At 46.0% G+C, this 26138-nt stretch carries 29 protein-coding genes and 1 rRNA gene; 29 read left to right on the forward strand and 1 reads right to left on the reverse strand.

What is annotated here, in order from left to right; all coding sequences use genetic code 11:
- The 12 genes from rrf to rsmI all read left to right on the forward strand — a co-directional run.
- Nucleotides 1-102 (forward strand): 5S ribosomal RNA (gene rrf, locus D479_RS02880); the annotation flags it as partial.
- A gap of 163 nt (nucleotides 103-265) precedes the next feature.
- Nucleotides 266-445: a sigma factor G inhibitor Gin gene (locus D479_RS02885; protein ID WP_008633437.1), complete on the forward strand. Its 180-nt coding sequence runs from the start codon at nucleotides 266-268 to the stop codon at nucleotides 443-445.
- Between the two features lie 138 nt (nucleotides 446-583).
- On the forward strand, nucleotides 584-2011 hold the full coding sequence (locus D479_RS02890; RefSeq protein ID WP_008633439.1) for an aminotransferase class I/II-fold pyridoxal phosphate-dependent enzyme: 1428 nt from the start codon (nucleotides 584-586) through the stop codon (nucleotides 2009-2011).
- A gap of 2 nt (nucleotides 2012-2013) precedes the next feature.
- Nucleotides 2014-2646, forward strand: coding sequence for a dTMP kinase (gene tmk, locus D479_RS02895; RefSeq protein WP_008633441.1), 633 nt, complete (start codon nucleotides 2014-2016; stop codon nucleotides 2644-2646).
- A 53-nt stretch (nucleotides 2647-2699) separates the two neighbouring features.
- Entirely contained in the window at nucleotides 2700-3029 is a 330-nt protein-coding gene (locus D479_RS02900) for a cyclic-di-AMP receptor (protein ID WP_008633442.1), read from the forward strand.
- Between the two features lie 18 nt (nucleotides 3030-3047).
- The gene (locus D479_RS02905; RefSeq protein WP_008633445.1) at nucleotides 3048-3488 is read left to right on the forward strand and encodes a YaaR family protein; all 441 of its coding nucleotides are present in this window, start codon (nucleotides 3048-3050) and stop codon (nucleotides 3486-3488) included.
- A gap of 15 nt (nucleotides 3489-3503) precedes the next feature.
- The gene (gene holB, locus D479_RS02910) at nucleotides 3504-4490 is read left to right on the forward strand and encodes a DNA polymerase III subunit delta' (protein ID WP_008633449.1); all 987 of its coding nucleotides are present in this window, start codon (nucleotides 3504-3506) and stop codon (nucleotides 4488-4490) included.
- Between the two features lie 7 nt (nucleotides 4491-4497).
- Nucleotides 4498-5325, forward strand: a complete 828-nt coding sequence (locus tag D479_RS02915; RefSeq protein WP_008633451.1) for a stage 0 sporulation family protein — start codon at nucleotides 4498-4500, stop codon at nucleotides 5323-5325.
- A gap of 15 nt (nucleotides 5326-5340) precedes the next feature.
- Nucleotides 5341-5688 carry a DNA replication initiation control protein YabA gene (gene yabA, locus D479_RS02920; protein WP_008633452.1) on the forward strand — a complete coding sequence of 116 codons (348 nt, stop codon included), beginning with the start codon at nucleotides 5341-5343 and terminating at the stop codon, nucleotides 5686-5688.
- Nucleotides 5689-5764: 76 nt separating this feature from the next.
- Entirely contained in the window at nucleotides 5765-6508 is a 744-nt protein-coding gene (locus tag D479_RS02925) for a tRNA1(Val) (adenine(37)-N6)-methyltransferase (protein ID WP_008633454.1), read from the forward strand.
- Nucleotides 6498-6797 (forward strand): GIY-YIG nuclease family protein, encoded by a 300-nt coding sequence (locus tag D479_RS02930; protein WP_008633456.1) that lies wholly within the window; start codon nucleotides 6498-6500, stop codon nucleotides 6795-6797. The genes D479_RS02925 and D479_RS02930 overlap by 11 nt, the downstream gene beginning before the upstream one ends.
- Nucleotides 6766-7638, forward strand: coding sequence for a 16S rRNA (cytidine(1402)-2'-O)-methyltransferase (rsmI, locus tag D479_RS02935; protein ID WP_008633458.1), 873 nt, complete (start codon nucleotides 6766-6768; stop codon nucleotides 7636-7638). The genes D479_RS02930 and rsmI overlap by 32 nt, the downstream gene beginning before the upstream one ends.
- A gap of 108 nt (nucleotides 7639-7746) precedes the next feature.
- On the opposite strand, the gene D479_RS02940 is transcribed toward rsmI, so the two are convergent.
- A complete protein-coding gene (locus D479_RS02940; RefSeq protein WP_008633460.1) occupies nucleotides 7747-8022 on the reverse strand; it encodes an AbrB/MazE/SpoVT family DNA-binding domain-containing protein in 276 nt (91 codons plus the stop codon).
- 417 nt (nucleotides 8023-8439) lie between these two features.
- Between D479_RS02940 and metG the strand changes: the two genes are divergently transcribed.
- The 17 genes from metG (at nucleotide 8440) to mfd (ending at nucleotide 26131) form a co-directional block, all read left to right on the forward strand.
- Nucleotides 8440-10392, forward strand: a complete 1953-nt coding sequence (gene metG / locus D479_RS02945) for a methionine--tRNA ligase (protein WP_008633462.1) — start codon at nucleotides 8440-8442, stop codon at nucleotides 10390-10392.
- Nucleotides 10393-10459: 67 nt separating this feature from the next.
- On the forward strand, nucleotides 10460-11233 hold the full coding sequence (locus D479_RS02950; protein ID WP_008633463.1) for a TatD family hydrolase: 774 nt from the start codon (nucleotides 10460-10462) through the stop codon (nucleotides 11231-11233).
- 222 nt (nucleotides 11234-11455) lie between these two features.
- Nucleotides 11456-12697, forward strand: a complete 1242-nt coding sequence (locus tag D479_RS02955) for a G5 and 3D domain-containing protein (RefSeq protein ID WP_008633464.1) — start codon at nucleotides 11456-11458, stop codon at nucleotides 12695-12697.
- A gap of 94 nt (nucleotides 12698-12791) precedes the next feature.
- Entirely contained in the window at nucleotides 12792-13352 is a 561-nt protein-coding gene (gene rnmV / locus D479_RS02960; RefSeq protein ID WP_008633465.1) for a ribonuclease M5, read from the forward strand.
- Nucleotides 13345-14214 (forward strand): 16S rRNA (adenine(1518)-N(6)/adenine(1519)-N(6))-dimethyltransferase RsmA, encoded by an 870-nt coding sequence (gene rsmA / locus D479_RS02965; protein ID WP_008633467.1) that lies wholly within the window; start codon nucleotides 13345-13347, stop codon nucleotides 14212-14214. Before rnmV ends, rsmA begins: the two co-directional genes overlap by 8 nt.
- Nucleotides 14215-14286: 72 nt before the next feature.
- On the forward strand, nucleotides 14287-15159 hold the full coding sequence (yabG, locus tag D479_RS02970) for a sporulation peptidase YabG (protein ID WP_008633469.1): 873 nt from the start codon (nucleotides 14287-14289) through the stop codon (nucleotides 15157-15159).
- Between the two features lie 196 nt (nucleotides 15160-15355).
- Nucleotides 15356-15616, forward strand: coding sequence for a Veg family protein (locus tag D479_RS02975; protein WP_008633471.1), 261 nt, complete (start codon nucleotides 15356-15358; stop codon nucleotides 15614-15616).
- A 166-nt stretch (nucleotides 15617-15782) separates the two neighbouring features.
- Nucleotides 15783-15962, forward strand: coding sequence for a small, acid-soluble spore protein, alpha/beta type (locus D479_RS02980; protein WP_008633473.1), 180 nt, complete (start codon nucleotides 15783-15785; stop codon nucleotides 15960-15962).
- Between the two features lie 104 nt (nucleotides 15963-16066).
- Nucleotides 16067-16933 (forward strand): 4-(cytidine 5'-diphospho)-2-C-methyl-D-erythritol kinase, encoded by an 867-nt coding sequence (ispE, locus tag D479_RS02985; protein ID WP_008633474.1) that lies wholly within the window; start codon nucleotides 16067-16069, stop codon nucleotides 16931-16933.
- A gap of 60 nt (nucleotides 16934-16993) precedes the next feature.
- Nucleotides 16994-17812: a pur operon repressor gene (gene purR, locus D479_RS02990; protein ID WP_008633477.1), complete on the forward strand. Its 819-nt coding sequence runs from the start codon at nucleotides 16994-16996 to the stop codon at nucleotides 17810-17812.
- A 163-nt stretch (nucleotides 17813-17975) separates the two neighbouring features.
- Nucleotides 17976-18275 (forward strand): septation regulator SpoVG, encoded by a 300-nt coding sequence (spoVG, locus tag D479_RS02995; protein ID WP_008633479.1) that lies wholly within the window; start codon nucleotides 17976-17978, stop codon nucleotides 18273-18275.
- Nucleotides 18276-18432: 157 nt separating this feature from the next.
- On the forward strand, nucleotides 18433-19812 hold the full coding sequence (gene glmU / locus D479_RS03000; RefSeq protein ID WP_008633481.1) for a bifunctional UDP-N-acetylglucosamine diphosphorylase/glucosamine-1-phosphate N-acetyltransferase GlmU: 1380 nt from the start codon (nucleotides 18433-18435) through the stop codon (nucleotides 19810-19812).
- Between the two features lie 16 nt (nucleotides 19813-19828).
- On the forward strand, nucleotides 19829-20782 hold the full coding sequence (locus tag D479_RS03005) for a ribose-phosphate diphosphokinase (protein ID WP_008633483.1): 954 nt from the start codon (nucleotides 19829-19831) through the stop codon (nucleotides 20780-20782).
- 81 nt (nucleotides 20783-20863) lie between these two features.
- Nucleotides 20864-21517 (forward strand): 50S ribosomal protein L25/general stress protein Ctc, encoded by a 654-nt coding sequence (locus D479_RS03010; RefSeq protein WP_008633484.1) that lies wholly within the window; start codon nucleotides 20864-20866, stop codon nucleotides 21515-21517.
- A gap of 151 nt (nucleotides 21518-21668) precedes the next feature.
- The gene (gene pth, locus D479_RS03015) at nucleotides 21669-22232 is read left to right on the forward strand and encodes an aminoacyl-tRNA hydrolase (RefSeq protein WP_008633485.1); all 564 of its coding nucleotides are present in this window, start codon (nucleotides 21669-21671) and stop codon (nucleotides 22230-22232) included.
- Between the two features lie 81 nt (nucleotides 22233-22313).
- Nucleotides 22314-22544 carry an anti-sigma-F factor Fin family protein gene (locus tag D479_RS03020; RefSeq protein ID WP_008633487.1) on the forward strand — a complete coding sequence of 77 codons (231 nt, stop codon included), beginning with the start codon at nucleotides 22314-22316 and terminating at the stop codon, nucleotides 22542-22544.
- 47 nt (nucleotides 22545-22591) lie between these two features.
- The gene (gene mfd / locus D479_RS03025; RefSeq protein ID WP_008633489.1) at nucleotides 22592-26131 is read left to right on the forward strand and encodes a transcription-repair coupling factor; all 3540 of its coding nucleotides are present in this window, start codon (nucleotides 22592-22594) and stop codon (nucleotides 26129-26131) included.
- Nucleotides 26132-26138: the final 7 nt, after the last annotated feature.

Genomic DNA, 26138 nt, shown 5'->3' on the forward strand with positions numbered 1-26138 from the left:
GGCGAAGAGGTCACACCTGTTCCCATGCCGAACACAGCAGTTAAGCTCTTCAGCGCCGATGGTAGTCGGGTAGATCCCCGTGAGAGTAGGACGCTGCCACGTCTCTTTGAAACCCCTTCAGGTTATCCTGGAGGGGTTTTGTGTATCCTTCGTGTGCTTTCTTTCTATCTAGTACTTCTTCTTTTTGAAAAGAGATGTATATTATTCGTAGTTTCGGAGAAACTAGAGTTAAGGATATGGAAAGTAACAGGGGAGGGAAATCAAAATGGCTAAGCATGAGTGCAGCATTTGTTCAAAAGAAACGAGTGAAGGAATTTACTTGTTGAAAGTTTACATTTGTCCGTCCTGTGAAGCAGAAATGATTGAGACGCCGGCAGATGATCCAAGGTATGAGTATTTTGTAAAACAAATGTCCAAAGCGCAGCGTTCGATGATTCCTTCTTGAAAAGAGTGCCTGGTATATGGGTCTTATAAAAAAATAATAAGGGTATTTCAGCTTATTTAAGATATAACCAACCTTCTACTAATCCATTGATTGTAGAAGGGTTTTTTTGTACGCTTTCTATTGGAAGAGGTGGAGTAAATGAATGATTATAAACGGGTTCCTCTATATGAGGCCCTTCAAGCAAATATAGACCGGGATCCAATGTCGTTTCATGTCCCCGGGCATAAATATGGAAGGATTCTCCCGGGAGAAGCGGAAGGTATCCTGCCATCAACTCTAAGGATCGACGCTACGGAGGTAAGCAGTTTGGATGATCTGCATGCACCGGAAGGGGTCATAAAAGAAGCACAGCACTTAGCAGCTTCTTTTTTTAGAAGTGATGAAACATTTTTCCTTGTTAATGGAACCACGGTTGGGAATCTGGCTATGATTCACGCGGTCTGTAAGCCGGGGGAAAAACTTATTGTCCAACGGAATTGTCATAAATCTGTTTGGAACGGCTTGGAGCTTGCGAATGCATCCCCGGTGGTAATAAGTCCCGCGTATGAGAAAGAAACAGGACGATACAGCAGCATAACTCCGTCCAGCATTGAGCAGGCGTTGAAAGAGCACCCGGACAGCAAAGGTGTGTTATTGACGTATCCCGACTATTTCGGCCGTGCTTACGATTTGAAGGAGATTGCCCGGGTTGTTCACAGCAAAGGTGTACCTTTACTCATTGATGAGGCGCACGGGGTTCATTTTCATTTAGGTGATCCAATGCCTGTTCCTGCACTGGAAGCAGGGGCAGATGTCGTCGTTCAGTCTGCTCATAAAATGGCTCCTGCGATGACGATGGCCTCTTATATGCATGTCCAAGGGAAAAGGGTGGATAAATACGTATTGCGTCATTACCTGCAAATGCTTCAATCAAGCAGCCCATCTTACCCATTGATGGCAAGCTTGGATCTCGCCCGGAAGTTCTTATCTACTTGGAGAGAAGAAGAAAGAGAAGCCGGTTTGCATTGGGCGGTGCAGGTACGGGATGTCTTTCAATCCTCCCCCTATTGGCATGTCCTGCAGCAGGGGCCAAGGGATGATCCATTTAAGATTACATTGGAACCCGCTGAAGGGAGCGGATTCGAACTTGCTGAGGCGTTGGAGAAGGAGGGAATCGTGCCGGAGCTCGCTACGAGCAGACAGGTCCTGCTTATTCTAGGATTGCGTCCTCATTTCTCTCTTCAAGAGTTAAAGGAACGTATTGGGAAAGTAGATTCCGCATTAAAAAAGGCCCCCGGGCGTGCTACAATAGCAGAAGAACAAATTACGTTTCCACCAATCCAAACCTTAGAGATGCGGTATACAGAAATGCGGGATAGAAAGCAGGAACGGGCAGTTTTGGAAGATGCAGTGGGCTTAATCGCCGCAGAGGCGGTCATTCCTTATCCGCCTGGTATTCCGATCCTCATGAAAGGAGAGCGGATCATGGAGGCCCATGTGTCAGAAATCCGCCGCCTTCTATCGCTGGGGGCGCGTTTTCATAATGTAGGAATGGAAGATGGGATACGAGTGTTTAAAGGAGAATGAACGTGAAGGGATTGTTTGTAACATTCGAAGGTGGAGAAGGAGCAGGAAAATCCTCCATCCTTCGCGAAGTAGGCAGAGAGCTGCGTGATCAGGGATATGCAGTTCTAGAGACAAGAGAACCCGGGGGTATCCGGATTGCAGAAGAAATTAGAAAGGTAATACTTAATCCTGCCCATACAGAAATGGATGCAAGGACAGAAGCTTTATTATATGCTGCAGCAAGAAGGCAGCACCTGATCGAGAAAGTCCTCCCTGCTTTAGAGCGGGGAGAGGTTGTTCTATGTGACCGCTTCATTGATTCGAGTCTGGCCTACCAAGGTGCGGCCCGCGGCCTCGGGATGGAAGAAGTCTATGACATCAACAAATTTGCCATTGATGATCACATGCCGGACCTTACCCTGCTGTTTGATATTGAACCGGAGCAGGGTCTTTCGAGAATCGAAGCTAATGAGGGAAGAGAGCAGAATCGACTTGACTTGGAACATATCGCTTTCCATAAGACAGTCAGGGACGCCTATCATAAGCTTGCAGAAGCTCATAAACAACGCATTAAGGTCATTGACGCTGGAAAATCCTTCAAAGAGGTAAGAAATAGTGTCCAACGTGTGTTGGACAGTTTTTTGACTTCCTCATAAGATTCCATCATTTGTTATACTATAGATAACACCCGATAGGAGGGGTTTTGCTTATGAAAATGATTATTGCTGTTGTTCAGGATAAAGATAGCAACCGCTTGACGAATGCGTTAGCGGAAAACGATATAAAGACAACAAAACTTTCAACGACAGGCGGTTTCCTTCGGGAGGGGAATACGACATTCATGATCGGCTGTGATGATGATCAGGTTGATCCGACACTGGATATCATTCGAAAGAATTGCAGCCAAAGAGAGCAGATGATTGCACCGATCTCCCCTATGGGAGGAAATGCCGATTCCTATATACCGAAGCCTGTCAAAGTGGAAGTCGGCGGTGCGACGGTATTTGTCCTTCCCGTCGAATCATTTTTCCATTTTTAATTCAGGAAGGATACTCGTATGAAAATTACGCAGGATGTACGTACGCAGGTGGATGGAGCAGGGAAACAGATGGTTCCGTCCGGGAAGGCTAAGTCTAGTTTCCACAGCGTCATTCAAACGAAGACCGAGCAGCTGCAGCAGACCCAGCTGAACCATTTGATGTCGACGATTGCGTCGCAGGGGGACCGCGTGGCCCGCTCCCGCTCCTTCCGTGATTTAGCGAAATATAAGCGTTTGGTCCGTGATTTCCTGAAGGAATCAGTCAGTTACGGTTATCAAAAGAAACAATCACACAGTTGGAACCTCCACGGACAGACGAGGAAGCTCACTATCGTAGAAACGGTTGACGAAAAACTGGTGGAGCTTACCGAGGCTGTCATGGATCAAGAATCCAACTCTATTGATTTGCTGGGCTTGATCGGTGAAATCAAAGGTCTGCTCATCAATTTATATACGTAAGGACGGAAAAGCCATATGCAGACTTGGACAACTATGCAAGAGATCCAGCCTTTGGCGGCACAAATGTTAAGAAACAGCTTTAAGAAAGACCGCATTTCCCATGCCTATCTGTTCCAGGGAAGTAAAGGGACAGGGAAAAAGGAGATGAGTCTTCTATTTGCGAAGAGCATCTTCTGTAAACAGAGGGAAGGTTCGGAACCCTGCCAGAACTGCCGGGACTGCCACAGAATCGATTCTGGAAACCACCCGGACCTTCACTGGATTGAACCAGACGGCCAATCCATTAAGAAAGAACAGATCCTTCATCTGCAGAAGGAGTTCGCCTATACCGGTATGGAATCCAACCGGAAAGTTTACATTATTGTGGATGCAGATAAGATGACCGTCAACGCTTCAAACAGGCTGTTGAAGTTCCTGGAAGAGCCCAGCCAGCAGACGACAGCGATGCTGTTGACAGAAAGCGGGCAGACGATATTGGATACGATTCGTTCCCGATGCCAGCTCCTCGCTTTTCAACCGCTCAATCCTCACAATGTCGAGAAAAAATTAATCCAAGAAGGCGTTTCCGCATCCAATGCCAGGCTGCTCGCTTCTTTGACGAATAATTTAAGTGAAGCGCTCGATATGAATAATGATGAGTGGTTTGCGCAGGTGCGAAAACTAGTGATACAATTAGTTGAAGTGCTTCAAAATAAACCAAATGAAGGACTTTTGTTTATCAACCATCAGTGGATGCCTCATTTTAAAGAACGCGTTCAGCTGCAACGTGGGCTAGACGTCTTGATGCTTTGGTTCCAGGATGTTATCAACCTATTTTTGGACCGGGAAGAATCCATCGTTTTCATGACAGAGAAAGAGAAATTGAACCAAGCGAGTATGCGGTGGTCCCGTCAGTCAGCTGCTAACTGCTTGTCTGAAATACTTGAGGCGAAACGAAAGATAAATCAAAATGTCCATCCTAATTTAGTGATGGAACAACTTACCCTTCAACTACAGAGGTGATGATCGAATGATCGAAGTTGTAGGTGTCCGATTTAAACAGGCGGGTAAGGTATATTATTTCGATCCAGGCGGAATCCGTATGACGACGGAAGATTATGTCATCGTCGAAACGGTCCGTGGGATTGAGTTCGGGAAAGTTGTCATTGCTAATAAATCCATAGATGAAGAAGACGTTGTTTTACCTCTCAAGAAGGTCATCCGTCTTGCAGATGATAAAGATAAAGTAACGGTGGATGAAAACAAAGATAACGCTTTCCAAGCCTACCGCGTTTGTGAGAAGAAAATTCAAGAACATAAATTGGACATGAATCTTGTCGATGTGGAATATACGTTTGATCGTAATAAAGTGATTTTTTATTTTACAGCCGATGGACGCGTGGATTTCCGTACGCTTGTAAAGGATCTGGCATCCGTATTTAAGACACGGATTGAGCTCCGCCAGATCGGTGTGAGGGATGAAGCGAAAATGCTCGGCGGCATCGGCCCGTGTGGCCGGATGTTATGTTGTTCGACGTTTCTAGGAGATTTTGAACCGGTATCCATTAAGATGGCTAAAGATCAGAATCTATCGTTGAATCCAGCGAAAATTTCCGGATTGTGCGGCCGCTTAATGTGTTGTCTCAAATATGAGAATGATGATTATGAACATGCGAAGAAAGAGCTTCCAGACCTTGGTGAAAGTATTGCGACTTCTGTCGGCAAGGGCAAAGTTGTCGGGCTGAACATGCTGGAACGGCTGATCCAGGTCGAATTCCGCGATCAAGAGCGGGTATTGGAATACTCTTTGCAAGAGCTGATTGACGAAGGAGTCCTTCAAGCAGAAGCTTCAGAATAAAGGGTGGAGTCAAGCGTGAACAAGAAAGCCATTTTTGAACAAGTATCCCATTTTGAAAGTCAGATCGGCGAGCTGTATGAACAGCTGGGCGATTTAAAAAAGCAGCTTGCCTATTTGTTGGAGGAGAACCAGCACTTATCGCTTGAGAATCATCATTTGCGGCAACGACTAGAGAAAGAAAATGAGAAAGAACAGACAGCTTCCTCCCCCTCTAAACAGGAAAAGGGCGCCGTCGTCGGTGAAGGTTATGACAACCTCGCCAGGCTTTACGAAGAAGGCTTTCATATTTGTAATTTGCATTTTGGCAGCCCGAGAGACGAAGACTGCTTGTTCTGTCTATCATTCTTAAATAAAAAGAAATAATTCCAGGTCCAAGCCTTTCCTTGCTCGTCCGAGGAAGGGCTGTCTTTATATAGAAGGAAGAAAGGGTTAGAGGAAGATGGTTTCATTATATGGTGATGAACGGATAGACTATTTGTTAGCAAAGAAAGATAAACGAATCATTCAAAGTCCCAGTGTTTTCGCCTTTTCTCTTGATGCGGTCATGCTTGCGCATTTCACCTATGTTCCGAAAACGAGAGGAAAGATTTTAGATCTTTGTACTGGGAATGGCGTCATCCCCCTTTTCTTATCTACTAGATCGATCGTGCCGATTACGGGGGTGGAAATCCAGGAGCGGCTTTACGATATGGCGGTAAGGAATATCGAATTGAACGGGCTTGAAGATCAACTGGAGATGATTCATGGGGATCTGAAAGACATGCCGGCCTATTATGGGAACAATAAATTTGATTTGGTGACGTGCAATCCACCATACTTCCCAACGCCGAAGAAAGAAGAGCAGAATGACAATGAGCATCTGACCATTGCGCGGCACGAAATATACTGCACGCTGGAAGATGTCGTACAAGCGTGCAGCAAGCTGACTAAATCCGGAGGGAAAGTCTCTATGGTCCATCGGCCGGACAGAATGGTGGAAATCATTGAGTTGTTCAAGAAATATAAACTGGAACCGAAACGGATGCAGCTCGTATATCCGAAAGCAGGAAAAGAAGCGAATATTCTGTTGGTGGAAGGAGTAAGAGACGGGAAGCCTGGTCTCAAGATTCTCCCGCCGTTCTACGCTTTAAAGGATGACGGCTCCTACACGGATGAATTGAGGGAGATCCTTGATGGAGAATGAGCACTGTGTTTATATGCTCCGCTGCAAGGACGATACACTATATACCGGTTATACAAACAACTTGTCCGCCCGCCTGGAGAAGCATCGTGCCGGTAAGGGGGCAAAATACACCCGCGGCCGCGGCCCGCTTCTCCTCGAGGCATTTGAATCTTATGAAAGCAGAGGCGAGGCACTTCGTGAAGAATATCGTTTGAAGCAGTTGACGAAGGGCGAGAAGGAAGCGTGGATCACAGAGCGGAAAGCGAGGATGGATGACTATGAACATACAGAAAAGTTTCGAAAACCATGAAACCGGTACGCTTTATATCGTTCCTACTCCGATTGGGAATTTGGAGGATATGACGTTCCGGGCGGTCCGGATCTTGAAAGAAGTAGAGGCAATCGGTGCAGAAGACACGCGCAATACGAAAAAACTGCTTAATCATTTTGACATCGACACATCGCTTGTCAGCTATCATGAACACAATAAACAGACAAGAGGTCCTCAACTGATTGAGCGTCTGACTGCCGGAGAAGACCTGGCTGTGGTGAGTGATGCAGGTATGCCGGGAATTTCTGACCCAGGTACAGATTTGGTGCGATTGGCTGTGGAAGCAGCCGTACCCGTCGTCGTACTGCCGGGAGCAAACGCGGCACTGCCGGCTTTAGCAGGTTCCGGCCTGCCTACAGAAGAATTCCATTTTTGTGGCTTTTTGCCACGAAAAAAGAAAGATCGTAAAGTGGTTGTGGATCGTCTGAAAACAATGGAAGCAACACTAATCTTCTACGAATCTCCCCACCGTTTAAAAGAGATGCTTGCTCATCTATACAAATTACTTGGTGCACGTCCGGCCGCCCTGGCACGTGAATTATCCAAGCGGTATGAGGAATATGCGCGCGGTACGCTGGAAGAGTTAAGCGGCTGGGTTCAGGAACAGGAGCTCCGCGGCGAATTCGTTGTGCTTGTGGAGGGAACGGATGAAGCGGTCACAGAGGATCAATTGTGGTGGTCGGCAATGTCTTTAGTCGAACATGTCGAATACTATATTAGGAAAGAGAATAAAAAGAACAAAGATGCCATCAAACAGACAGCCCTCGATCGGAAAATCCCGAAACGGGATGTGTATCAGGCCTATCATATCGAGGATTAATAAAGAATCCCTTACTGTACTACAGTAAGGGATTTGTTTGAACATATGTCTTGTTGATCTGTTTCTTTGTAACCAGTTGTCGTCTTTTTGTTTTTATCTCTATAATAATTATTTAAGGTTGTCTTGTAGCTCTTGAAGAAGGATTTGTGCGCCTTCTTTGCTAAGGACGAGGTTGCCATTGGCCAGTTTCATATTGTCATCTGAAACTTCCCCTGTCACCTGACATGTCATGTTCGGCTTGTACTTTTTAAGGACGATACGATCATCATCAACATAAATTTCCAATGCGTCTTTTTCGTTGATTCCCAATGTGCGGCGAAGTTCGATCGGGATTACTACACGACCTAGTTCGTCGACTTTACGTACGATACCTGTAGATTTCATTTTTCTGTCTCCCCTCAATCAAAAGTTTAAAATCGTCAATATTCGACATATGTCTCGACATAATAGTACCAACCATTCCCAGACGTGTCAATTACTAATAACCGATTTTTCTTTTCCAGCATTTAATACATCGTGGGGTATAACGATATCCTTTCATTTCAGGGTATTAGCCGAATTAAAGCTGTATTTCTAATGCTCCTTATGTTCCAAAATTGGTTAGTTTATCCATGGATGTATGGACAAGTTTTTTTACTGTAGTCATGACAGTTGTGGAATTCGACAAAGCCAATCTTTGACAGTTTCGACTTTTGTTCGGTATATTTTAATGTTAGGAATGGAAATAAAGTAAATAAATCGATAGAATGTTAACATGGCCGTTTTCGGCATGAGAATGGAAGATTTTTAGGAGGGAACAGCATGGCTGAGGATAAGAACACCTTTTACATCACCACACCTATTTATTACCCAAGTGGGAATTTGCATATCGGACATGCGTATACGACTGTTGCCGGAGATGCAATGGCGAGATACAAACGTCTGCAGGGATACGAGGTCATGTACTTGACTGGAACGGACGAGCATGGGCAGAAGATCCAGCGGAAAGCGGAGGAAAAAGGCGTTTCCCCGCAGGAATATGTCGATGATATTGTGAGCGGAATTAAGCAGTTATGGGACAAACTCGACATTTCTTATGATGATTTCATCCGTACGACAGAGAACCGTCATAAAGAAGTTGTTGCAAAGATTTTTGACTACTTGAAGAACAAAGGGGATATCTACCTGGATCAGTACGAAGGATGGTACTGCACACCTTGTGAATCTTTCTTCACCGAACGTCAGCTGGAAGACGGCAAATGTCCGGACTGTGGCGGTGACGTTGAAAAAGTAAAAGAAGAATCTTACTTCTTTAAGATGAGTAAATATGTCGATCAGTTGTTGGAATTCTATGAACAGAATCCGACGTTCATTCAGCCGGAAAGCCGCAAAAATGAAATGATCAATAACTTCATTAAGCCGGGATTAGAAGATTTGGCCGTATCACGTACGACATTTGACTGGGGGATTGGCGTACCTGGTAATGAGAAGCACGTCATCTATGTTTGGATCGACGCCCTGACGAACTATATTACTGCACTGGGTTACGACAGTGAAGATGACAGCCGTTACCAGAAATTCTGGCCGGCAGATGTGCAGCTTGTCGGGAAAGAAATTGTTCGTTTCCATACCATCTATTGGCCGATTATGTTGATGGCGCTCGATCTTCCGCTGCCGAAGAAAGTATTCGCACACGGTTGGATTCTTATGAAGGACGGAAAGATGTCCAAATCCAAAGGAAACGTCGTCGATCCTGTCGAACTCAGCGATCGTTACGGTCTTGATGCGCTTCGTTACTACCTTCTTCGAGAAGTTCCATTCGGTTCAGATGGTGTATTTACACCAGAGGCTTTCGTGGAGCGTACCAACTATGACCTTGCGAACGACCTTGGAAACCTGCTGAATCGTACAGTCGCGATGATCAGCAAATACTTCGATGGGGAAATCCCGGCATTAACCCTTGGGGAAGATGCATTCGATCAAAGTTTGGAACAGCTTGCTGCGGATACGAAAAACGCGGTGGAAACATCCCTTGAAAACATGGAATTCTCTGTTGCTCTTGCAGACCTATGGAAGTTCATCAGCCGTACGAATAAATACATTGATGAAACACAGCCGTGGGTGCTGGCGAAAGATGAGAGTAAGCGCGACCGCCTTGGAAATGTAATGGCTCACCTCGCAGAGTCACTACGTCAAATCGCCGTCATGCTTCAACCTTTCCTCACACGTACACCGGATCGTATGTTCCAGCAGCTTGGTATCGAAGGGGAAGCTGGGAAAGCATGGGCCAGTTTGGAAAGCTTCGGTGCTGTTCCGGCGGGTACACACGTAGCCAAAGGTGAACCAATCTTCCCTCGTCTGGATGCAGAAGAGGAAACACAAGCGATTAAAGACATGATGAAATCTTCTGCTCCGAAAGAAGAGAAGAAGGTCGAGAAGGAAGAGAAAATAGAAGAAGTCACCATCGATGACTTCATGAAGTTGGACTTCCGTGTTGCAGAAGTGACGAAGGTGGACAAAGTAAAGAAAGCCGATAAGCTGCTGAAGATTCAATTGGATCTCGGTTATGAGCAGCGCCAGGTTGTTTCTGGAATTGCAGAACATTATACACCGGAACAATTGGTGGGCAAGAAGGTCATTTGTGTCGCTAACCTGAAGCCTGTCAAACTTCGCGGAGAGCTTTCTCAAGGAATGATCCTTGCCGGAGAAGACGAAGGCAAGCTTGCCCTCGCTTCTGTAGATCAAACACTTGCGAACGGAACGAAAGTGAAATAACAAGAGGAAAAAAGGGGAAGCATCCATACAGCTTTCCCTTTTTTTCAATAGGAAAGGTGGAATAGACATGCTCTTTGACACGCATGTACATTTGAACGCAGATCAGTTTGAAGAGGATTTAGAAGCGACGATCGAGCGGGCCCGTGAAGCAGGGGTCACGTATATGACGGTCGTTGGCTTCGACCGGGTGACGATTCCAAAAGCGTTGGAAATCGCTGAGAATCACGAACATATCTATGCTGCGGTCGGATGGCACCCGGTCGATGCCGTTGATATGACAGAGGAGGATCTGGAGTGGATTGAATCGCTTACCGATCATCCCAAAGTCGTGGCTCTCGGCGAGATGGGGCTCGACTATCATTGGGACAAGTCTCCGGCGGAAGTCCAGAAAGAAGTATTCCGTAAACAGATCCGTCTTGCGAAGAAGGTAAAGATGCCCATCATCATTCATAACCGGGAAGCGACGGAGGATATCGTCGAAATACTGAAAGAAGAGAATGCAGCGGAAGTGGGCGGCATCATGCATTGTTACAGTGGACCTGCTGACATCGCCAAAGAATGTATTGAGATGAATTTCATGATTTCACTCGGTGGACCTGTTACATTCAAAAATGCGAAACTGCCTAAAGAGGTCGCTAAAGCTGTCGATCTGGAGCACCTTCTTATTGAGACGGACTGTCCGTTTCTCGCTCCCCACCCGAACCGTGGAAAGCGCAATGAGCCTGCTTATGTCAAGCTTGTGGCTGAACAGATTGCGGATTTGAAGGAGCTGACTTATGAGGAAGTCAGTGAAGCGACAACAGCCAACGCGCTTCGGTTCTTCGGCATAGAATCAAAGTAAAATTGTGTCATGATTGTTACAAAACAGATGCAATTGTTTAGGAACTGTAACATGTTTGTTATGTTAATTGTCTAGGTATAATAGCATAATGTAAGAAGTCAGTGATTCTATCATCTGACTTCTTTTTTATGACAGGAAAATGTTGTGAAAAAAGCAGTCCGTTTGACATCGAATCTATGTCTGACTAGAATAGAACGCATGCTTTTGAAAGGAGGATGAAGGATGAACAAGGAAAAAGTGACTAAATCCATTTATATTTGGGTCGCCGCCGTATCCGTCCTGTGCATCACTTTTTTAGTAATGGCTTCCTATGAATTTACTAAAAAGCCTGTACAAGTGTCTCAAAACGGACAGAAAGAAATAATTCGCACTCATGCCAATACTGTTAAAGAACTTATGTCCGAAATGGGAATTACTGTACACCAGCATGATGAACTATCCCATAAGTTATCCGATCCGATTGAACGTGGTATGGATGTAAACTACATAGCATCGAAGCGTATTCAATTAGCCATTGATCGTTCCAATACAGAACAATACAACACGACAGCCTCTACAGTAGGTGAATTCTTCGACGAACAAGGTCTGGAGTTCCAAGAACGGGACGAGGTGTCTCATGACTTAGCAGCACCGATCGAACAAGGGATGGATATTGAAGTACAGAAAGCATTCCAAGTGACCCTCCATGATGGGGGAGAAAAAGAGAAGATATGGACAACTGCTACAACTGTCGGAGACTTACTGAAAGATCAGCAGGTTGAACTCAGCGACCTTGATCAGTTGAACGTTTCCGAGGAGGAAATCGTCAAGGCAGACACTCCTATCAAAATTACCAGAATTGAGAAAATGACGGACACTGTAGAAGAAGATATGGAGTATGCGGTGGAAACAAGGCGGGACGAGTCTCTGCCGAAAGGGGAAAGGAAAGTTCTTTCCTCCGGGGAAAACGGCCTCGTCACGAAAAAATATGATGTCATTCTTGAGAACGGTGAAGAGAAAAGCCGAGAGCTGATAGAAGAAACGGTGCAGAAGGAAAGCAGGAAAGAGATCATAGCACTCGGTACGAAAGTGGAGGAGGAAAAAGCGCCTGTAACGGTTGCTTCTGCTTCCTCTGATAAGAAGGAAGCTCGTGTTGTTCAAGCGTCAGCCAAACCTTCTGATAAGCAGGATGATACGAAGACGTTACAAATGCATGCGACTGCCTATACGGCAAATTGCGCCGGCTGTTCCGGTGTGACTGCTACAGGAATTGATTTGAAAGAGAATCCTGATAGAAAAGTTGTTGCCGTCGATCCTGATGTCATTCCACTCGGCAGCCGTGTGTGGGTAGAAGGGTATGGCACAGCCATTGCTGGAGATACCGGGGGAGCCATCGATGGGAAACGCATTGATTTATTCGTTCCATCGAAGAGTCAGGCCCACAGCTATGGGAGAAAACAAGTAACGGTCAAAATACTGGATTAAAGGAGACAGCAGAGGGGATACCTCTGCTTTTTTCGTCTGTAAACTCATGGTATGCTAGAAGAAGATGGACACGTACGTACAGGAGGATAAGGTATTGAAAATAAAAGAGGTGATCGTTGTTGAAGGGAAAGATGATACAGCGAAAATCAAAGCGGCTGTAGATGCAGATACGATCGAAACGAACGGCTCTGCCATCGATGAGGAAGTTCTCGACCGCATCAAACATGCCCAGTCAAAACGTGGCATTATCATTTTCACAGACCCTGATTATCCAGGGGAGCGAATCAGACATATAGTCGACCAGCATGTCCCGAATTGTAAGCATGCATTTCTTCCGAAGGACCAAGCGAGGGCCAAACGAGATAAAGGGATTGGTATCGAACATGCATCCATCCAGGATATCCGAACTGCCCTCTCATCGGTTTATGAACTGGTGGACGGGATAGAGGGAGAGATAACGAAGCAGGATTTGATCGATCTCGGACTGATCGGAGGCTCCCGATCGACGGATCTTAGAGAACAGCTGGGGCTGCACTTAAGAATTGGAAAGACTAATGGAAAACAACTGCTCAAGCGACTGAATATGTTCCACATCACGCCACAGCAATTGGGAGAAGCGATGAAGCAGATCATGCAGGAGGAAAATAATGAATAACAAAGCCATTGCAACACCTACACGCACGAAAGAAATATTGAAGAATTACGGTTTCTCCTTCAAGAAAAGTCTTGGTCAGAACTTCTTGATCGATGTGAACATCTTGACGAATATCATTGCAGAAGCAGGGATTGACGACACAACAGCAGCTATCGAAATCGGGCCTGGAATCGGCGCGTTGACAGAACAACTTGCAAGGCATGCCGACAAGGTTGTGGCGTTTGAGATAGACCAGCGCCTGCTTCCTATTCTGGGAGAGACGCTTTCCGAATATAACAATGTCCACATCATCAATGAAGATATCCTGAAAGCGGATGTTGCCGGGATGATTGATGAACATTTTGAAGAAGGTCAGAAAATACGCGTCGTCGCAAACCTTCCCTATTACATTACGACACCGATCCTCATGAAGTTGTTGATGGATCGTCTGCCTGTAGACAGCATCACGGTCATGATTCAAAAAGAGGTTGCTGATCGGATGGCTGCGGAACCAAATACGAAAAGTTACGGCTCCCTTTCAATAGCTGTTCAATATTACACGAAGGCCAGGGTGGCATTGAACGTGCCGAAAACCGTCTTTATGCCACAGCCCAACGTAGATTCCTCTGTTCTTCATCTGGAGATGAGAGAAGAGCCGCCGGTTCATGTCGATGATGAGTCCTTCTTCTTTGATGTTGTAAAAGCTACTTTTGGTCAGCGCCGTAAAACATTGATGAACAACCTGGCAAGGCATTTTAAGGGGACATTAGATAAAGAAGAGATCCGCAGCCGCCTGGCAGAGGTGAACATCGATCCTCAGCGCAGGGGGGAATCTCTATCGATGGATGAATTCGCCTCCTTAGCTAACATTCTTTATAAATAACAGAATTCTGAAGGCACAAAGCCCACCTCTTCACATACACTACAGTAGTGTTTTGGAATGAGGTGGAGAGTTATGATAGCAAACGGAGATCTTGTAACACGGAAGTCCTATCGGCACGATATCATCTTCCGAGTGATGGCACAGGCTCAAACGGTTGTGAAGCTGATGGGCGAACATGTACGCCTTGAGGCTGATGCACCTCTCGATGACCTGGAAAAAGTAACAGGTGCAGCATACCACCGGATCAGAAATGAATATGAAGAGCAGGAAGCCTATTCTTACAGGCTTTTTCGTCAGGATTACCGATTGCTGAAAGAGAAAAGAGACGCAGAAGCGGGAACCGGATACACGAAGGAATCGGAGACGAACTATTTCCAACTGCCCCCCCGGATCCTTCATATTGACGGGGACCCGTTGTTTCTAAAGAAGTGTATTGCGCTGTATGAACAGCTCGGTCTTCAGGTACACGGCCAGTATCTGCATGAAAAAGAAATGCCTCACAAAGTGATGCCTCTTATCGAGAAGGTTCACCCTCAAATTGTGGTTCTTACAGGCCATGATGCATACTCAAAAGCTAAGGGGTCTATTCGAGCCCTTGACTCTTACAGACACTCCAAATATTTTGTAGAGGCCGTACGCAACATAAGGCAGAAGCACCCTAATTTCGATCAAATGGTCATTTTTGCAGGAGCCTGCCAGTCCCATTTTGAATCCATCATCCGGGCAGGAGCCAATTTCGCAAGTTCCCCGGCCCGCGTCAATATTCATGCGATCGATCCTGTTTATGTAGCTGCAAGGGTGGCATATACATCCTTTACAGAGCATATAAATGTATGGGAGGTCATCAGAAACACGATTAGTGGAGAAGATGGACTTGGCGGCGTGGAAACAAAAGGGCTGCTACGGATCGGAATGCCGTACACGAAGGATCAGGAAGAAGATTGACCGTTATCGAACGACGATAGCGGTTTTTCTTTTCCAAGGGGGTGTACATATTTTTCCTGTTAATGGATAACATAAACATCAACGCATTATTTACGTCATTCTATTGCAATGTGAAGCGGCTATTGGTATAATTAATAATTTTATTTGACTTTGTCCCTGTCTTATGGTAAACTAATCTTTAGTGAGGTGGAGTGCAGTGGCTAAAACATTAGTAGAAATTAAGCAATCCTTAGAAGGACAAATTGGCAAGCGTTTAACATTAAAGGCGAATGGCGGCCGTCGTAAGACGATTGAGCGTTCTGGAATTTTGGCAGAGACATATCCTGCCGTGTTCATTGTTGAACTTGACCAAGATGAAAATGCTTTTGAACGTGTATCGTACAGCTATGCAGATGTTCTTACAGAGACAGTCGAATTGAACTTCGACGACCTACAGACTATGGCTCTTGAGCAGTGAACCTTTCGTTTACTGCTTTTTTATTTTGTCTTTTTTTCCATGAAATATAAAAAGCGTTCCCATGTATTTTATGGAACAATTACATACAACTCCCCGCTATAATTCATCCGTCTAGACACATACTAGGACTGTCGTAACTAAGTGAATGCGAAAGGAGCTGAAAGCGATGGGACGTAAGCGAAGTATCATGTCCGATTCGTTTAAAGAGGAACTCGCGAAAGAACTTGGGTTTTACGACAAGGTGCAGCAAGATGGATGGGGTGGCATCACTACGCGTGATGCAGGTAACATGGTAAAACGAGCGATACAAATGGCAGAAGAACAGCTGGCGGACAACCAGCGGTGAATGAATCCCCTCTGTGCATAACAGAGGGGTTTTTTACATAACGTTTCTTGTTCATATAAATATGGTACAATGCTGTAAGATAATCTTGAAGATGAGGTGCTTGCATGCAAATACTTGAAAAAGCTCCTGCCAAAATAAACTTGTCACTGGACGTCCTGTATAAGCGCCCGGATGGTTTTCATGAAGTGGAAATGGTCATGACAACGGTGGACCTTGCAGATCGGATTGAATTGACGCTGCTTTCCGAACCTGTCATTAAGGTCGAATCAGAGAGCCGTTTCGTCCCTAATGATGAGCGTAACCTAGCTTATCGTGCGGCGAAACTCCTCCAGGACCGGTTTAAGGTAAATAAAGGGGTTAACATATTTATTGAAAAGAATATCCCTGTCGCAGCGGGCCTTGCGGGAGGCAGCAGTGACGCCGCTGCTGTTCTGCGTGGTGTCAATCGAATGTGGGGCCTTGGGCTTTCTGACGATGAGCTGGCCGAACTCGGTGCGGAAATCGGATCAGACGTGTCGTTCTGTGTTTATGGAGGAACGGCCCTTGCTACTGGGCGAGGAGAGCAGATTCGTTTCCTGCCAGCACCGCCGCCCTGCTGGGTTGTTCTGTCGAAGCCGACCATCGGTGTCTCTACACAAACGGTCTATCAGGGTCTGGACGTTTCCCAGGCGGAACACCCTGATACGGAAGCGATGGTACGGGCGTTACAGGAAGAGGACTACGAAGGAATCTGTGCCAATGTAGGAAATACATTGGAAGGTGTGACGCTTAAGCTGCATGAGGAAGTGGGGCAGATCAAGGAGCAGATGCGCCAGGCCGGAGCGGATGCTGTGCTTATGAGTGGAAGCGGACCGACTGTGTTTTCGCTTGTAGAGCAGGATGCACGCGCCCAACGGATCTATAACAGTTTAAAAGGCTTCTGTACCGAAGTATATATGGTTCGGATGCTGGGATATAGAGAAAATACTTGATAAAATCCGTACAAATCTGTTATATTTAATGAAAATATCCGGATTTTGAGGTGTCCTCTTATGAAAAGAAGTGAGCGACTAGTTGCGATGACCCATTTCATCCTTGATCGACCTCGAGAATTGATTTCCCTTCCTTTCTTCTCGGAGAAGTATGAAGCGGCAAAATCCTCGATCAGCGAAGATCTAGGTATTATTAATAAAATGTTTCAACATGAAGGGATAGGCTACCTGGAGACGATTTCGGGAGCAGCTGGCGGCGTTAAATATATCCCTGCTTTTTCAGAAGAATACAGTAAGACGTTTGTTCGTGAATTGTGCGAACGATTGCAGGATCCGGCGAGGCTTCTGCCGGGCGGATACTTATTTATGAGTGACATACTCGGTGATCCCGAGACGACAAGGAATATCGGCCGATTATTCGCTTCCGCTTTCCGGGATAAAGACATAGATGTCGTCATGACAGTGGCCACTAAGGGAATACCGCTTGCTTACGCTGTCGCTTCCTATCTTAACGTTCCTGTTGTTATAGCCAGAAGAGACCCTAAAATTTCGGAAGGGTCGACGGTAAGTATCAACTATGTTTCAGGCTCGACGCGGAAGATCCAGACGATGGTATTAACCAAGCGTTCTCTGCAGGAAGGTTCACGCGTATGTATCATTGATGACTTCATGAAAGCCGGGGGAACGATCAACGGCATGCGGAATCTCTTGAAGGAATTCGACGCAGAGCTTGCCGGCATCGGTGTATTGGCAGAAGCCGAAGACGATGAAGAGGATCGTGTCGTGGACGATTACCTTTCCTTAGTTCAAATCGTCAATGCGGATGAACGGAAATTCTCCATTGAAGTACGACCTGGGAACTTGCTGGAAAATATATAGGACTGTCAATCAGGCTCTCATCCTTGTGATGGGGGCCTTTTCTATACCTGTTTGTGAAAAATTAATTGATTTGAAAAATTTTTTAGAAAAATAAGCAGGAATTATTCCCGTTTTGTGGAATTTATTTAACATAAGTTCCTTTGGGATAAAGGTGGTGAATTTAATGGAAGTAACTGACGTGAGACTGCGACGCGTGAATACCGATGGAAGAATGCGAGCAATTGCTTCTATTACCTTGGATCAGGAGTTTGTTGTCCATGACATACGGGTGATTGATGGCAACAATGGGTTGTTTGTAGCAATGCCGAGCAAACGTACCCCGGACGGGGAGTTCAGAGACATTGCACACCCGATCAATTCCGGCACACGTGGAAAGATTCAGGACGCTGTTCTTGAAGCCTACCACCAGGCCGGTGAAGAAGACGAAGCAGGGGTGGAATTTGAAGAAGCCGGAGCTTCGTAATACTTAAAGCACAACAAAGGGTCTGACCACTGCGGTCAGGCTCTTTTTTTGATAGGGAGAAATGTCGATTCCTACCTTTTCCCACCGGCTCAAATGTTGAAATCACCCTACGTTTGAGATATGATTCAAAGTGGATAATTAGGATGGAGGTACGTTCATGACTAACCGTTACGCTGTTGTTCTCGCTGCTGGCCAAGGTACACGTATGAAGTCGAAACTTTATAAAGTTTTGCACCCCGTATGTGGGAAGCCTATGGTACAGCACGTTGTCGATCAATTAAATACATTGGAATTAGATGAGCTAATCACTGTTGTTGGTTTTGGAGCAGAGAAGGTTCAGGATCAACTGGGTGAGGACAGCCACTATGTCGTCCAGGAAAAACAGCTTGGCACAGGACATGCTGTACTGCAGGCAGACGATATCCTGGCAGACAAGCAGGGGACGACGGTTGTTGTCTGCGGAGATACTCCTCTTCTTACGGGGGAGACGCTCCAGAAACTGCTTGACCACCATGATGCAGAAGGGGCGAAGGCAACCATTTTGACTGCCCATGCGGAAGATCCACATGGATACGGGCGCGTGATCCGTGGTGGCAACGGTCAGGTGGAGCGAATCGTCGAACAGAAGGATGCCTCGGAAGAAGAGCAGGCCGTACAGGAAATTAATACAGGAACGTATTGCTTTGATAACGCTATGCTTTTTGAAGCGCTGAAGAACGTTTCCAATGATAACGTCCAGGGAGAGTACTATCTACCGGATGTCGTGGAAATTATGAAAGACCGCGGGGAGACGGTTTCCGCTTATCAGACACCTGAATTTTCGGAGTCCCTTGGAGTAAATGACCGTGTCGCATTGGCGAAAGCAGAGAAATTAATGAAAGAACGAATTAATGAGAAGCATATGAGAAACGGGGTTACATTGGTGGACCCTGATCAAACCTACATTGGTCCGGATGTCGTCATTGGGCAGGATGTGGTGATTTACCCTGGAACTGTGTTGGAAGGGGAGACGGTTATCGAGGATGATGCCGTTATTGGTCCACATACGACAATTAAAAATTGCCATGTCGGTAAAGAAACGAGCATTAAGCAGAGTGCTGCTGCTGACAGCAAAATCGGCGCAAGAGTCCAAATTGGACCATTTGCCCACATCCGTCCGCAATCTTCTCTAGGCGATGATGTCAAAATCGGTAACTTCGTGGAAGTGAAGAAGGCGCAGTTCGGTAACGGCAGCAAGGCTTCTCATTTAAGCTACATCGGTGATGCGGAAGTTGGAAGTGGTGTCAACATCGGATGTGGTACAATAACAGTGAATTATGACGGAGAGAATAAGTTCTTGACGACTATTGAAGATGATGCGTTCATTGGATGTAACTCCAACTTGATTGCACCTGTCACGGTCGGCAAGGGAGCTTACGTCGCTGCCGGCTCGACGATCAATCAAGACGTCCCGTCCGAAGCGCTTTCCATCGCGCGTTCCCGCCAGACGAATAAAGAAGGCTACGCTACTAAAATGAAATCGATCAAAAAAGATTAACGGAGGGTTCCATTCCATGGCAACTGGATATAAGGATTCAAAACTGAAAGTATTCTCACTAAACTCCAACCCGGAGCTGGCAAAAGAAATTGCCGACCAAATCGGAGTAGACTTAGGGAAATGTTCAGTCACAAGCTTTAGTGACGGCGAAATTCAAATCAACATCGAAGAAAGTATCCGCGGTTGTGATGTTTATGTGGTGCAATCCACGTGTGAACCGGTCAACCAACATATCATGGAACTTCTGATTATGATCGATGCACTGAAACGAGCTTCTGCAAGAACCATCAACATCGTTATGCCTTACTACGGATATGCAAGGCAGGACCGTAAAGCCCGTCCGCGTGAACCTATTACTGCGAAATTGGTTGCGGATCTGTTGGAAACAGCCGGAGCGACTCGTGTGCTGATGCTTGATCTGCATGCCCCGCAGATTCAAGGCTTCTTCAATATTCCTATCGATCACCTTGTTGGTGTGCCGATTCTTTCGGATTATTTCGAGGAGAAGAACTTTGACGACCTCGTCATCGTTTCCCCTGACCATGGTGGAGTGACCCGCGCACGCAAAATGGCCGATCGCCTGAAAGCGCCGATTGCCATTATTGATAAGCGTCGTCCTCGTCCGAACGTAGCGGAAGTGATGAATATCGTCGGAAACATCGAAGGGAAAACAGCTATTTTGATCGATGATATTATTGATACAGCCGGTACGATTACGCTTGCTGCGAACGCTCTTGTTGAGAATGGAGCGAAGGAAGTATATGCATGCTGTACGCACCCGGTGCTTTCAGGTCCTGCGATTGAGCGCATCGATAATTCCAAGATTAAAGAGCTTGTTGTTACGAACACGATTCCTTTAGGGGAAGAGAAATCCAGTGAGAAGATTAAAGAACTTTCTGTTGCCGGTTTAATTAGTGAAGCCATTATTCGTGTCCATGAACGTCAATCCATCAGCATCTTGTTTGACTAATTTTTTATAAAATTAGGTTTAACTCTCTTGTTTAACGGGAAACTGTTATTATGATTGGTAAATTACTGGAGGTTGATTAATTTGGCTATTACTCTTAAAGCAAATCAAAGAAAAGATCTCAAACAGTCTGCTACTCGTGAACTGCGACTTAACGGCAATGTGCCGAGTGTAGTATACGGTAAAGAAAAAGAGCCGATCACGGTTGCTGTTAACAGCATAGAGTTACTTAAAACTGTGCGTGATGAAGGGAAGAACGCAATTATCTCCCTTGATATCGATGGAAAAGATAAAGTGGATGTTATGCTACATGAATATCAAGTCGATCCGTTGAAGGACCAGCTGATTCATGCAGATTTCTATATCGTTAACATGTCAGAAGAGATGGATGTAGAAGTTCCTGTCCGTCTTGAAGGGGAGGCTGCCGGCGCCAGAGAAGGCGGTGTCGTACAACAACCGCTTTATGAATTGGCGGTTCGTGCTAAACCAGCGGATATTCCGGAAGAGATCGTCGTAGACGTTTCTGAATTGAATATCGGTGACAGTGTGATGGTCAGCGACTTGAAAGAGTCCCGCGGTTATGAAATCACAGAAGATGATAACACGACAATTGTTTCCGTAACTCCACCGGAAGAAATGCCGGAAGAGCCGGATACAGATAATGCAGACGAAGAACCGGAAGTCATCAATGAGAAATCAGAAGATGAAGATGGGGATTCCGAAGAGAAATCAGAGTAAACAACGGAATAGGATAAGGGGGCGTAGCCGGAAGGCGCGTCCTCTTCTTTTGTATTTCGTCTTTTTTCAATGACCAAGAATTGTGACATTATTTTTATCCATGCTTTGATATAATAGAGAAATAGTACAAAGACAGTAAAGGAAGTTATGTATGAAATGTATCGTAGGCCTGGGTAATCCAGGCAGGAAATATGAACAGACACGTCATAATATCGGATTTATGATTGTCGACCAGCTGGCAGAGAAGAATGGCTGGACACTTACTCAGAAGAAATTCAACGGCCTCTTCACGATGGAACGTGTAGACGGGGAAAAGGTCGTTTTGTTGAAACCTCAAACGTATATGAACCTTTCCGGGGAGTCCCTTCGTCCATTAATGGAATATTACGATATGGATGTCGAGGATGTTTTGGTCGTTTACGATGACCTGGATCTTCCTCCCGGTAAGATCCGTTTAAGGCAGAAAGGCGGCCACGGCGGTCATAACGGTATCCGGAATATCATTGACCAGCTTGGTACGAAAGAGTTTAAACGACTTCGTGTAGGAGTTGGCCGACCGAATGGGTCCCAGACTGTAATTGACCATGTGTTGGGGGATTTCTATAAGGAAGAGTGGAAGGCTGTGGAAGAGAGTATCGAACAGTCTGTCCAAGCGTGCGAAGCATGGCTCAATCAGCCTTTCAATGAAGTGATGAATGATTACAATGTGAAATGATCGTCGCCTCTCGTCAGATAACCGTATAACGCCCGCCTGTGACGGTAAAACTATGTACCATCAACCTAGAGGAGGATGGACATGAAAATACGTTATTTTTGTCGTCACTGCGAGAACCAAGTTGGAGAATTGGACGCTGCACAAGTGGATGTCTCCCAGTTGGGGTTTGATCTTTTAAATGACACCGACCAGGAGCAGATGGTCCGCATGACAACGGACGGGCATATGGATATACGGACGATTTGTGATTCATGCAAAGAATCATTAGACGAGAATCCACACTATCATGAGCTAGACTTTTTCATTCAGTAAATCGTGATCTTCCATCATGGAAGATCCGGATGGTGGAGGAATTCGATATGCAGGGAATAAAGGATTATTTATATCCAAAAGATGATATACATTCGGTGATAGCTGGCTATGAGTCAGGGATGAAAGAACAGATGGTTGCCGGCCTTTCCGGAGCATCGAGAACAGTGTTAATATCGATGCTGCGTGAATCGTTGAAACGGCCGATTATTCTCGTCACCCATCAGCTGATTCAAGCACAGCAGCTATATGAAGACATGCAGGAATTGACGGACGGGGAGCAGGTGCATCTGTATCCGGTTAACGAATTGATTGCATCTGAAATTGCCGTCGCAAGTCCGGAATTGCGTAGTCAGCGCATCGAGGCGCTAAGTCAGTGGTTGAATCAAAAGTCCGGTGTGTTGATTGCACCGGTAGCCGCTCTGAAACGAATCATGCCGCCGAAAAAGTATTGGGAGCATAACCAGCTCCCTTTTCGTGTTGGAGAAGAAGTGGATCTTGATGAATACTTAACCCGTTTTATCAGTATGGGATACGACCGGACGGAAATGGTGGCAAGTCCCGGAGAATTCTCGTTAAGGGGCGGAATTATAGATGTCTACCCGCTAACATCGGAGTACCCGTATCGGATTGAGCTGTTTGATACAGAGGTCGATTCTATTCGCACATTCGACTCAGAAACGCAGCGGTCCCATGATAAGCTTGATTCCGTTGTCGTTGGGCCAGCAGCAGAGCTTCTGTTGAGGGAAGAGGATTATGCCCGTTCCCACGATCGTTTAGAAACGGCACTGAGTCAATCGTTGAAAAAGTTGACGAAATCCGAGGCGAAAGAAACCCTTGCCCAGGTCGTGGAACATGACCTTGGTAGACTGAAGGAACAGGAACGTTTTCAGGAGATGTATAAGTATATTGGGTACTTTTATGAAGAGCCGGTAAGCTTACTGGATTATCTTCCGAAAGACGGCCTCGTCATTCTGGATGAAATGAGCAGGATTCAGGAAACAGCCACCCGTCTGGATCAGGAAGAGGCGGAATGGCATCAGAGCTTGCTGGAGGCTAATCAAACGGTGAGGGATCTGAACATATCCTTCGACTGGCAGGATACGTGGGATAAGATCGAGCAGCCTCGTCTATATATGTCTGTGTTTATGCGTCATATTCCGAATACACAGCCCCAGAATGTTGTGAACATATCCAGCAGACAGATGCAGCAGTTTCATGGTCAGATGAATTTGTTGAAGAACGAAATGGACCGATGGGAGAAGCAGGGATACTCCGTCGTTATTCTGGCGCCTGATGAGAAACGTCAGGAGAAAATCCAAAGTGTCCTGGACGATTACGACATGGAAGCCGTCGTCAGTAAAGAAGAAGTGAAGCTCCCATTAGTCAAACCGACGATTGTTCAAGGGAATATCAGCAGTGGCTTTGAGTGGCCGATGCACAAGCTTGCGGTGCTGACAGAGAATGAGTTATTCAAAAAACGTACGGCCAAGCCGAAGCGTAAGAAGCAGAAGATGTCCAATGCGGAGCGGATCAAGAGCTACCAGGAGTTGAAAGTGGGCGATTATATCGTCCATGCCAGCCACGGAATCGGGAAGTACCTTGGTATAGAAACATTGAAAATGGGGGGCAACCATAAGGACTTCCTTATGGTTAAATACTCTGGAAACGACAAATTGTATGTGCCGATTGACCAAATCGATTTGATCCAGAAGTATGTCGGTTCGGAAGGGAAAGAGCCGAAAGTTTATAAGCTTGGAGGCAGCGAGTGGAAGAAAGTCAAAAGCAAAGTCCAATCCTCTGTCGAAGACATTGCGGATGACTTGATCCAGCTGTATGCGGAGCGTGAGGCATCAAAAGGGTATGCCTTCAGTGAAGACGGGGAGATGCAGCGGGAATTTGAGGCAGCATTTCCTTATGAAGAGACGGAAGATCAAATCCGGTGTATTGAGGAAATCAAAAAGGATATGGAACAAATTCGCCCGATGGATCGTCTCCTCTGCGGGGATGTTGGTTATGGAAAAACGGAAGTTGCGATTCGTGCGGCATTTAAAGCCATTGTAGACGGCAAACAAGTAGCCTTGCTTGTGCCGACTACCATACTTGCTCAACAGCACTTTGAGACGCTTCAGGAGCGCTTCCAGGGATTTGGTATTAACATTGGGCTGATGAGCCGTTTCCGTACGAAGAAGCAGCTGAAGGAGACATCTGATCGTTTACGCAAAGGACTGGTGGACGTCGTCGTCGGTACCCACCGCATCCTTTCCAAAGATGTAGAGTTCAAAGACCTTGGTCTGTTGATTGTCGATGAAGAACAACGCTTCGGAGTCAAACACAAAGAAAAGATCAAGCAGTTGAAGAATAATGTCGATGTACTGACCCTTACAGCGACGCCGATTCCGCGTACGCTGCATATGTCTATGCTCGGCGTCAGGGATTTGTCCGTCATAGAAACCCCTCCTGCCAACCGTTTCCCGATTCAAACTTACGTCCTGGAGTACAATCCGATCTTTCTTCGTGAAGCAGTGGAACGGGAGATGGCCCGTGACGGTCAGGTGTTTTTCCTGTTTAATCGTGTGGAAAATATAGAGCGGATGGCGCAGGAGATCTCCGCACTGGTACCGGAAGCAAGAGTAACGTTCGCTCACGGGCAGATGAACGAAACCGAGCTAGAAAATGTCATGTTCTCCTTCTTAGAAGGGGAATTCGATGTGCTTGTCAGTACGACGATCATCGAAACGGGAGTAGATATACCGAACGTAAATACGCTTATCGTCTACGATGCAGATCGAATGGGCCTCAGCCAGCTGTATCAGCTGCGGGGACGAGTCGGACGATCCAACCGGGTAGCGTACGCCTATTTTACGTACCAAAAAGACAAGGTCCTGACAGAAGTGGCGGAGAAGCGTCTTCAGGCGATCAAAGAATTTACAGAGCTCGGTTCCGGATTCAAAATCGCCATGCGCGATCTTTCTATCCGCGGTGCAGGTAATCTGCTCGGAGCCCAACAGCATGGATATATTGATTCTGTCGGATTCGATATGTATTCCCAAATGCTGAAGGATGCGATCGAAGCGAAACGCCAAGGGAAAGAGCCGGAAGCGGTCCAACCATTCCAGCCGGAACTGGATATGATGGTCGATGCGTATATTCCGGAAGAATACATCAAGGATGAGAAGCAGAAAATAGATATGTACAAACAATTCCAGGCGATTGAATCTGTCGAGGACATTCATGACCTCCGGGATGAATTGATTGATCGCTTCGGGGATTATCCGGAAGAGGTCGACAACTTGTTCCGCGTTTCTTCCATACGTCTGTATGCCAAACGAGCCCGGATCGAAGCCATTACAGAACGTAAGCAGAAGATTGAGTTGTTGATGGAATCCGAACAAAGTCAGCAGGTTGATGGTGCGAAGCTGTTCGAATTTGCCAACAAGTATGGGCGGATGGTTCAACTTGGTACGGAAGAAACGAAATTGAAGGTGACCATCAGCTGGAATCGAAAAGCCGATTGGAACAAATATGAATTAGTTGAAGAGTTTATCAGTAAACTGCCGGAAATGATGCGTGAAACGACTACAGCTTGAAAGAACC

Origin of the sequence: Halobacillus sp. BAB-2008 (genome assembly GCF_000328325.1) — a bacterium.
Classification (GTDB): Bacteria; Bacillota; Bacilli; order Bacillales; family Halobacillaceae; genus Halobacillus.